7 protein-coding genes are annotated in these 9,368 nt (G+C 72.6%); 2 read left to right on the forward strand and 5 right to left on the reverse strand.

Annotated features, from left to right (window positions below):
* Positions 1-302: 302 nt before the first annotated feature.
* Positions 303-1,226, forward strand: coding sequence for an aminoglycoside phosphotransferase family protein (locus tag ADY01_RS27460; RefSeq protein ID WP_049578901.1), 924 nt, complete (start codon positions 303-305; stop codon positions 1,224-1,226).
* Positions 1,227-1,248: 22 nt separating this feature from the next.
* On the opposite strand, the gene ADY01_RS27465 is transcribed toward ADY01_RS27460, so the two are convergent.
* The 5 genes from ADY01_RS27465 to ADY01_RS27485 form a co-directional block, all read right to left on the reverse strand.
* Positions 1,249-2,100, reverse strand: a complete 852-nt coding sequence (locus ADY01_RS27465) for an RNA polymerase sigma factor SigF (protein WP_049578908.1) — start codon at positions 2,098-2,100, stop codon at positions 1,249-1,251.
* 153 nt (positions 2,101-2,253) lie between these two features.
* The gene (locus ADY01_RS27470; RefSeq protein WP_049578903.1) at positions 2,254-2,796 is read right to left on the reverse strand and encodes a methylated-DNA--[protein]-cysteine S-methyltransferase; all 543 of its coding nucleotides are present in this window, start codon (positions 2,794-2,796) and stop codon (positions 2,254-2,256) included.
* Positions 2,793-4,274, reverse strand: coding sequence for an AlkA N-terminal domain-containing protein (locus ADY01_RS27475; protein WP_049578909.1), 1,482 nt, complete (start codon positions 4,272-4,274; stop codon positions 2,793-2,795). The genes ADY01_RS27470 and ADY01_RS27475 overlap by 4 nt, the downstream gene beginning before the upstream one ends.
* A gap of 168 nt (positions 4,275-4,442) precedes the next feature.
* Positions 4,443-5,213, reverse strand: a complete 771-nt coding sequence (locus ADY01_RS27480) for a class I SAM-dependent methyltransferase (protein ID WP_049578905.1) — start codon at positions 5,211-5,213, stop codon at positions 4,443-4,445.
* A 164-nt stretch (positions 5,214-5,377) separates the two neighbouring features.
* On the reverse strand, positions 5,378-7,267 hold the full coding sequence (locus ADY01_RS27485; protein ID WP_049578906.1) for a ricin-type beta-trefoil lectin domain protein: 1,890 nt from the start codon (positions 7,265-7,267) through the stop codon (positions 5,378-5,380).
* Between the two features lie 1,060 nt (positions 7,268-8,327).
* Here ADY01_RS27485 and ADY01_RS36160 point away from each other — a divergent pair.
* Positions 8,328-9,299 (forward strand): phosphotransferase enzyme family protein, encoded by a 972-nt coding sequence (locus tag ADY01_RS36160; RefSeq protein WP_053171268.1) that lies wholly within the window; start codon positions 8,328-8,330, stop codon positions 9,297-9,299.
* The last annotated feature ends 69 nt before the right edge of the window (positions 9,300-9,368 follow it).

Genomic DNA, 9,368 nt, shown 5'->3' on the forward strand with positions numbered 1-9,368 from the left:
TAACCTCCTGGTTCTCATGGGCTCATAATTGTCAGTGAGAGGCAGCAATCTGAGATCCACGCTAGTCGCCGCGCCGTCGAGTCTGGAATACGTGCCAGGCGTGGCCGGTGGGGGGACTACACCTGCCGCAGCCTTGCGAGGAACTTGCACGGAACAGTCGATGTCTTGCGCGACAAGCAGTCAGAGTTTTCAAGCCTGTCAGGGATTTGTCAACGGTTTCCACAGACCCTCGCCGAGTCCGGGGCGCGGCGGGTGGCGGAAATTCCTTTGCGCGGCGCATGAACGGGGGTCATGATCCCGCCATGGCCCAGCTCCCCGGTGATCACGCCGCCCGCGACGGCCGCGCGGGCATCGACGCCGCGCTGGTGCGGCGGCTGATCGCCGCGCAGTTCCCGAGGTGGTCCGGCCTGCCGGTGACGCCGGTCGAGGTGGACGGCTGGGACAACAGGACGTACCGGCTCGGCGACGAGCTGACCGTGCGCCTGCCCACCGCCGAGGGCTACGCCCCCGCGGTCGCCAAGGAGAACCGGTGGCTCCCCGAACTGGCACCGCGGCTGCCCGTGCCCGTCCCGCCGGTCGTGGCCAGGGGCGTGCCCGGGGAGGGATACCCGTTCGACTGGTCGGTCCGCGGCTGGCTCGACGGCGAGGTGGCGAGCCCGGAACGCATCGGCGACCTGGCCCGGTTCGCCGTCTCCGTCGGGGAGTTCCTCCTCGCCCTCCAGCGCGTCGACGCGACGGACGGCCCCCGTGCGGGCGCGCACAGCTTCTACCGCGGCGCGCCGCCCGCCCACTACGACGAGGAGACCCGCCGCGCCCTGGCAACGCTCGAAGGGCACCTGGACACCGCCTCGGCGGCGGCCGTGTGGGACGCCGCCCTCGACGCGACGTGGCGGGGCGAACCGGTGTGGTTCCACGGCGACATCGCCCGCAACAACCTGCTGGTCAGGGACGGGAGGCTGGCGGCCGTCATCGACTTCGGCACCTCGGGCGTCGGCGACCCGGCGTGCGACCTGGTGATCTCCTGGACGATGTTCGCCGACGAGAGCCGGGAGGCGTTCCGCCGCACCGTCGCGCAGGACGAGGCCACCTGGGCGCGGGCCCGCGGCTGGGCCCTGTGGAAGGCCCTGATCTGCCTGGCCCGCGACATCGGCACCGACCCCGCCCAGGCCGCCGACCACCGCCGGGTGATCGGCGAAGTCCTCGCGGACCACGCCCGTTCCGCCTGACCCGGCCCGCGCCGGGGGCGTGTCAGCGGCGCACGAGCATGCCGTCGCGCAGGCGGGCGAGGACGCGGGACAGCAGGCGGGAGACGTGCATCTGGGAGCAGCCGAGGCGCTCGCCGATCTGGGACTGGGTGAGCTCCTCGACGAACCGCATATGGATGATCTGCCGGTCGCGTTCGTCGAGCCCTGCTATGAGCGGAGCCAGGTCATGGAAGTCCTCGACCAGTTCCATGGCCGGGTCCTCCGAGCCGATGAAGTCCGCGAGGGCGGCCTCCCCGTCCTGGTCGCTGTCGATGGCGGCGTCCAGGGAGGAGGAGTTGTAGCCGTTGGAGGCCAGGCGGGCCTCGATCACCTGGTCCTCGGTGAGGTTCATCAGCGCGGCCAGCTCGCTCACCGTGGGGGAACGCCCCAGGCGCGTGCGGAGCTCCTCGGTCGCGCGGGCCAGCTCCACGCGCGCCTCCTGAAGGCGCCTCGGCACGTGGACGGCCCACGAGGTGTCGCGGAAGAAGCGCTTGATCTCGCCGATGATGTACGGCACGGCGAAGGTGGTGAACTCGACCTCGCGGGACAGCTCGAACCGGTCGATCGCCTTGATCAGGCCGATCATGCCGACCTGGACGATGTCCTCCATGTCGTCGCCCCGGCTGCGGAACCGCCCGGCGGCGAAGCGGACCAGCGACATGTTCATCTCGATGAGGGTGTTGCGCGCGTACTGGTACGCGTGCGTCCCCTCCTCCAGGGTGACCAGCCGTTCGAAGAACAGCTTCGACAGCGCCCTGGCGTCCCTGGGGGCGACCTTCCTCGGATCGTCGACCTCCGGCAGCCCCGCGACACGGCCGTCGGGGACCGTCTCCGTCGTCGCCGCTGTCGCCGTCATCACCGTCATCGTCCCTCCCGTGTCCGTCGGTCTCGCCCGGCTTCCGGGCAATGGTGTGCCGCGAGCGCGCCTACCCAGGCTCACTCGGGTCATACGTGTCCGGACGCGGCCCTTCCGCATTCCTGGCCCGACGCGGCCGCGGGCGTGGGCACTTCAGAGCAGCGTGCCGCCCCGTTCGAAGTCGAGGAGCCGGCGCTTGCGGGCCAGGCCGCCGCCGTAGCCGGTGAGGCTTCCGTCGGCGCCGATGACGCGGTGGCAGGGGACGACGACGCTGATGGGGTTCTTGCCGTTGGCGAGGCCGACGGCGCGGGAGGCGTGGGGGTTGCCGAGGGCCGTGGCGAGTTGACCGTAGGTCCTGGTCTCGCCGAACGGGATGCGCGTGAGCTGCTCCCAGACCGCCCGCTGGAACGGCGTCCCCTCCAGCCGCAGCGGGAGGTCGAACTCGGTCAGCTCGCCCGCGTGGTAGGCGTCGAGCTGTTCGACGACGGCCGCGAACGGGGCCGTCGAGAGGCCGACGCGCTCCCCGAAGGACGAGGCCGGGGGCAGGTGCCGCTGGTCGGTCATGTAGAGGCCGCTGAGGATCCCGTCGGTGGCGACGAGGGTGAGCGGGCCGTAGGGGCTGTCGGCGACGGCGTGCCGCGTGCGGGTCGGGGCGCTGGCGGCCGGGGCGTTGGCGGTCGGGGCGTTGCGGGTCATGGCGTGGGGCCTTCCGTGGGCAGGACGTTGATCGGGTGGTCGTCGGTGGCCCACAGGTACTGGGTCGCGTAGGCGCGCCAGGGCCGCCAGGCGGCGGCGCGCGCGGTGAGGGCGGCCGGGGTGGACCGGAGGCCGAGCCCTTGGGCGGCGCGCCGCAGTCCGAGGTCGGTGGGCAGGAACGCGTCCGGGTCGCCGAGGGCGCGCATCGCGATGGCCTCGACGGTCCAGGGGCCGAACCCGGGCAGCGCCGCGAGCCGGACCCGCGTCTCGTCCCAGTCGCTCTCGGGGCCCAGGGTGAGGCCGCCCTCGGCGAGGTGGCGCACCAGGGTGGTGACGGTGACGCGGCGGCTGCGGGGCAGGGCCAGCTTCTCCTGGTCGAGCGAGACCAGCGCCTCGGGCGTGGGGAAGAGGTGGGTGAGGCCGCCCTCCGCGTCCTCGACCGGGTCGCCGTGCGCGCTGACGAGGCGGGCGGCGTGGGTGCGCGCGGCGGCGGTGGAGACCTGCTGGCCGAGGACGGCCCGCACGGCGAACTCGGCCTCGTCCACGGTCCGCGGCACGCGCCGCCCCGCTCCCGCGTCCACCAGCGGCGCGAGCAGCGGGTCGGCGCGCAGCTGCCCGTCGACGGCGACGGGGTCGGCGTCCAGGTCGAGCAGGCGGCGGCAGCGGCTGATGGCGACGGCCAGATCACGCAGGTCGGTGAGGGTCAGGCGGCAGCCGATGTGGTCGGGCCCCGGGGTGAGGGCGACGATGCCGTGACCGTGGGGCAGCCGCAGGGTGCGCCGGTAGGAGCCGTCGCGCCACTCCTCGACGCCGGGCACGGCGGTGGCGGCCAGGTGCCCGAAGAGGTTGCTCGGGTTGAGCGGGGGGCGGAACGGCAGCCGCAGCGCCAACACCCCCGGGGTCGCGGTCCGCCGCCGGGGGGCGCGGACGCGCAGATCGCTCGGCGAGAGCGCGAAGACCTCCTTGACGGTGTCGTTGAAGGCCCGGATGGAGGAGAAGCCGGCGGCGAACGCGACGTCCGACATGGGCAGTTCGGAGGTCTCGATGAGCAGCCGCGCCGTCTGGGCGCGCTGGGCGCGGGCCAGGGCGAGCGGTCCGGCGCCCAGCTCGGCGAGAAGCTGGCGTTCGATCTGCCGGGTGCTGTAGCCGAGGCGCGCGGCGAGGCCCGGAACGCCGTCGCGGTCGACCACGCCGTCCCCGATGAGGCGCATGGCGCGGGCCACGAGGTCGGCGCGCCGGTCCCATTCGGGGGAGCCGGGGCTGGTGTCGGGCCTGCACCGCTTGCAGGCGCGGTATCCGGCCTGCTGGCAGGCTGCGGCGCTCGGGTAGAACCGCATGTTCCCCGGCTTGGGCGGCACGACGGGGCAGCCGGGCCGGCAGTAGATGCGGGTGGTGGTGACGGCGGTGAAGAACACCCCGTCGAAGCGGGAGTCCTTCGCCTGGACGGCACGGACACACCGCTCCTCGTCGAGATGCATCTCACCGAGCCGCTCGCCGTGGGCGACGTTCTGCGCTGTGGACATGCATCCAGCATCGCCCATGGCGAGGGCCCTGGCTGGCGGGAATCCGACATGGCGGTGAGCGGCGGGGGCCCGGCCCCGGAGGGCCGCGCGGCGCCCGCCGCGCCCGCCTCAGGCCCGCCCGCCTCAGGCCCGCCCGGCACCGGGGCGCAGGGCGCCCGCGGCGTCCCTGCGGAAGAGGGCCGTCCACAGGAAGGACTCGCCGAAGCACGGCGACCCGGGCGGCTCATCGCGCATGCGGCGAAGCTCGACCTCGGTCAGGCCGGCGAAGATCCGGCGCAGGGACCCCGGCGTGTAGGCGAGGCCGCCGTGGAGGCGGGAACCGCGGTAGAGCTCGGCGTCGGGAAGCTCGGAGCCCATGCCGCCCTCCCCGGCCGCGAAGCAGGTCAGGGTGAACGCGCCGCCGGGCGCCAGGAGCCGGTCGAGCAGGGCCAGGTAGCTGACGCGGCGGTGCGGGGGCAGGTGGTGGAAGCAGCCGGAGTCGTGGATCAGGTCGTAGGGCCCGCGCAGGGCGGTGCCGGCCAGAGCGAAGGCGTTGCCGAGGTGGAAACGGACCTCGGCCCCGGCCTCGGTGGCGCGCTCCTCGCCCCAGGCGATGGCGACGGGCGAGAGGTCCACGGCGTCCACGGCGAAGCCCGCCGCGGCCAGGCGGAGGGCGTTGCGCCCCGGGCCGCAGCCCAGGTCGAGCGCGCGCCCGCCGGTGACCAGGCCGCGGTCCAGGCAGGACACCAGGCTCTCGTCCGGCTTGTCCACGAAGAACGGCACCGGCCGTGAGCGGTCCTCGTAGAAGCCGTCCCACCAGGCGGCGGCGGAGTCCGTCCACCGGTCGGCCTCCGGCGCGAACAGGCCGTCCATGAGCGTGAGGACATCCTCCACCGTGCGTATACCGCGATCCATCGAAGCTCTCCCTTCCGGTCCGTCCAGCGTAACCGGAAGGAGGCGAAAGCCCAGCTCAGACGGCGTGCGCAGCGGCCGTGGCCGACCGCGGGACGGCCCGCCCGGCGCCCGGGGAGGGGGACGCCGGCCGGGCCGTGGGGTCGGTCGGTCAGTGGGTCACAGGGTCAGGCGGACAGGGTCCACTTCTGGTTCGCCGCGCCGGTACACGTCCAGATCTGGGTCCGTGTCCCGTCGGCCGAGGTGTTGCCCGTGACGTCCAGGCACTTGCCCGCCGCGAGATTGACCACGTCGTGGGTCGCCGGGTCGTAGGACCAGCGCTGAGCGCCGGTCCCGTTACAGCCGTAGAGCTGCACCGGTGCCCCGTTCGCCGTCGAGGCGGCGCTCACGTCCAGGCACTTGCCCAGCGCGCGGATGGTGCCGTCGGCGCCGACCGTCCAGCGCTGCGCGGCGCTGCCGTTGCAGCCCTGAAGCTGAACGGGCGTGCCGTCGGCCGACGAACCGCCCGCCACGTCGAGGCACTTGCCCGCCAGGCCGGTCAGGGCGCCGGTCTGCCCCTGACCGCCACCCGCCTGGTCACCCGACCATGTGAACGTCGCCGTGGTGCGGGCCGGGAGCGTGTAGACGAACGACTGACCGCCCCAGTTGACTCGGACCGACTGCGAGGAGGTGCCGCCGTTGTGGGCGATCAGCGCCTTGGAGCCGTTGCTGTTGCGCCACGCGACGTTCTGCACGGTGCCGTTGGCCGTGGAGTCGATCCGCTGGGCGCCCGGCTGCACGAACTTGGTGAGGTGCCCGGTCGTGTAGTACTCGACGGTGTAGTCGACCTGTCCGGCGCGGGGGCCGCCCTCCTGCACGGTGATCAGGCCCGTGCAGGTGCCGCAACCACCGTTGTGCGGGCCCTGGTTCTGGTTCAGCGCCAGGCTCCACTTGACGAGGCTGCCGCTCCAGTTGCGGGTGTAGTTGACGATGTCGGCCATGTCCTCGTTGTGCTGGTTGCCGATCCAGTTGCCGCCCGAGTGCTCGGTGGAGAACTGCGGGACCGACGGGTACTGGTTGTGCACCTGCGTGCCGACCGCCGGGTCGCCGAAGTAGCCGTGCCACGCGATGCCGCCGAACAGCGGGTCGTTGCGCACGGCCGGGTCGGCGAGGATCTGCTGGCCGATCTGGCCGTAGTCCCCGTAGTTCCAGTCGTGGACCATGACCTTGGTGTCGATGCCGGCGGCGCGGAAGGCCGGGTAGACGTGGTTCTTGGTGAACTCGATGAGCCCGGACGCGTTCCAGCTCATGCCCGGGTAGTTCATGGCGGTGGGGTTGCCCGCCTGGCAGCAGTTGGGCTCGTTCTGCACGGAGATGTAGTCCATCGGCACCCCGGCCGACTCGTAGCTCTGGACGTACCGCACCAGGTACTGGGCGTACATGGGGTAGTACTCCCACTTCAGCCAGCCCATCTGGTCCATCCGGCCGTTGTCCTTCATCCAGCCGGGGGCGCTCCACGGCACGCCCTTGACCGTCAGCGCCGGGTTGAGCTGCTGGGCCTGCTGGGTCAGCAGCCGGACGTTGGTGTCGTAGCCGTTGGCCCCGAAGTCGGAGAGGTCGCAGCAGGTGTCGTCCAGCGACACATGGCCGGGCCTGGAGAGGTCGGAGGCGCCGATCGGATTGCGCACGAACGACAGGCCGATCCCGTCGGTGGGCGAGAACAGCTCGCGCATGACCTCGTCGCGCGTCGCCTGGCTGACGGCGCCGCCGCGCAGCAGGTGGGCGGTGGTGTCGGTGATGGAGGCACCGCCGCCCTCGAAGCGCTGGTACCTGGTGTCCTCGTTGACGGTGATGGTGTGGTTGGCGGAGCCGCCCGCCGGGCCGAACGCGATCGGGGTCTGCTGTTGCAGGCCACGGGTGACGTTGCGGCCGCCGGAGTCGGAGGTGGTGGTGAGCCAGACGTCGACGCGCTCGCCCGCGGCGGCGGCGCTCGGCGCCATGCCGGGGGCGATCAGCAGCATGGCGGTGGCCAGCAGCGCGGCGCCCAGGATCGCGAGCGGATGCGGTCGTGCGGACATCACAAGTGCCGGTCTCAAGGCTTCCTGCCTCTCTGGAACCACCCCGCCCACCTCCTCGCGGGTGCGGGCACGACGGCCCGACGGCCGGTCTGCAAACGCGGTGAGGAATCATCGCGAAGCATCGGACGAGGGCGCCTGGGTGTGGTGGGGGCCGGGATGCGGGGGCACGGACGGCTCCCGCCTCTTTCCTTAATGCGTGATTTAAGAGGTGAGACATGGCCGCGTCAAGGCTTCTCGCACGCCGGAACGTGGGCCCGCATCGTTGAAATTCCTGGTGTGCCAGTGCTCTTGACGCCCCTACGAGGGGGCTCTAATCTGCCGAGAGGCGAAAGGTCCAGACCACGCGGGGGCCTTTTCGGTGCGCGGCTCTTGGCGGGCTGCCTGCTCTGGTGGTGCTGTGTGTGTTTGCTTTCGCTATGGCTGTGTGGGTGTCAAAGGGGGGGCTGGGGTGGCTTCCGATGCTTTAGGCAGCCCCGTTGGGGCGAGCCTCTAAGATCGGGGGCCCGATCGGGGAAAACGCGGTGGGGCCCAGGGGCCCGATCCGCCGGCCAGCGTAAGGGCCCCCGATCTCTCGCCCCAACGCAGCTCCCGCCCAAAGCCTCTCCAGCCCCGTGGGGGGCGCCGGGACCCCGCGCGCCCGGGTCGGGCGGCGGCCGGATGCCCCTTCGGGCAACAGGGGTGGGGGACTCTTCTGGGACTTCAGCGCGCGGGCGAATTGAGGGGCGCGCGGGCTGGCTCTGCGCGCCCTTCCGGCCAGGATTGGGCGGCGGCCGGATGCCCCTTCGGGCAACGGGGGTGGGGGACTCTTCTGGGACTTCGGCGCGCGGGGGAACTCGGGGGCACGCGGGCAGGGTGCGTGCGCCTTTCCAACAGGGGCAGGGCCCTCTCAGGGGTGTACGGGGCTTGCGAGGAAAAGGGGGGTGCCCGGGGAGTGTGTGCATGGGTAGGGTCGCGCCCGTGAGGTGAACCTTCCGGCGGTGCCCGTGGCGCCGCGTGCGAGGCCGTATCCGCCGCCCGCGTCGGGTAGCGGTCCCTTGTCGATCCCGGAAAGGTCACCACCGTGCTGTGCCACCAGGACATCGCCGACGCGCTTGCCACCCACTGGAACGTGCGCGACGCCCACGTCGCCCCCCTGCTGGGCGGCATGAACTCCTCGACCTGGACGGTTTCCCACCGGAACAGGCGGTGGGTGGCCAAGGCCGTCCCCCTCGGGGCGCCCGAGGAGCAGTTCCGCCACGGGCTGCGGCTGGCCTCCCGCGTCGAGGACGCCGGGATCCCCACCGGAGCCCCCGAACCGACCAACGGCGGGCACCGGGTGATCAGCGCCGGGGCCCATGCGCTGGCGCTGCTGCGCTGGGTCGACGGCCGCGAGCTGGACGGCGGGGCCCAGGCCGACGCCGTTCTCATGGGCGCGACGCTCGGCCGTGTTCACGCCGCCCTCGGCACCACCCCGGTCGCCCGCGCCGAGGCGCTGGCCCGCTTCGACCTCCTTCCCCCCGACCAGGGGGCCGCACTCGCCCTCCGCCCCTGGATACGCCCGGCCGTCACGGCGGCAGTGGCCCGCCTGCGTGCGCTGCGCCCGGAGACGCTGACCTGGGGCCCGGCCCACGGGGACCCGGCGCCCGAGCACTTCAGGCTCGACCCGGTGACGGGCCGGTGCGGTCTCATCGACTGGGGCTCCGTAGGCACCTGGCCGCTGATGTACGACGTGGCCACCCTCGTACTGGACGCCGGGGGCCCCGCCCGCGCCCGGCCTCTGCTCGACGCCTACCTGCACCACAGCGGCGTGCCCGAGGCGGAGGCGGAGCGCGCGCTGATCCCCCTCCTGGACTTTCGTCACGCCCTCGTGGCCGTCTACTACGCGGGCCGGATCGTACGCGGGGACATGACCGGAACCACTGAACTGTCCAAGAACGAGGCACAGTTGGAGACCGCTCGCCGCTGGCTGCACCGGCACCCGGCCACCGCCCAATCCTGGCCGGAAGGGCGCGCAGAGCCAGCCCGCGCGCCCCTCAATTCCCCCGCGCGCTGAAGTCCCAAAAGAGTCCCCCACCCCCGTTGCCCGAAGGGGCACTCGGCCACCGCCCCCTCTCGGCTCGAA

This window comes from Streptomyces sp. SBT349 (assembly GCF_001083795.1).
Classification (GTDB): Bacteria; Actinomycetota; Actinomycetes; order Streptomycetales; family Streptomycetaceae; genus Streptomyces.

Bases quoted from the DNA above. Each gene is read 5' to 3' on its own strand.
- ADY01_RS27460 (WP_049578901.1), top strand. From the start codon at position 303: ATGGCCCAGCTCCCCGGTGATCACGCCGCCCGCGACGGCCGCGCGGGC.
- ADY01_RS27475 (WP_049578909.1), bottom strand. From the start codon at position 4,274: ATGCATCTCGACGAGGAGCGGTGTGTCCGTGCCGTCCAGGCGAAGGAC.
- ADY01_RS27465 (WP_049578908.1), bottom strand. From the start codon at position 2,100: ATGACGGCGACAGCGGCGACGACGGAGACGGTCCCCGACGGCCGTGTC.
- ADY01_RS27470 (WP_049578903.1), bottom strand. From the start codon at position 2,796: ATGACCCGCAACGCCCCGACCGCCAACGCCCCGGCCGCCAGCGCCCCG.
- ADY01_RS27480 (WP_049578905.1), bottom strand. From the start codon at position 5,213: ATGGATCGCGGTATACGCACGGTGGAGGATGTCCTCACGCTCATGGAC.
- ADY01_RS27485 (WP_049578906.1), bottom strand. From the start codon at position 7,267: ATGTCCGCACGACCGCATCCGCTCGCGATCCTGGGCGCCGCGCTGCTG.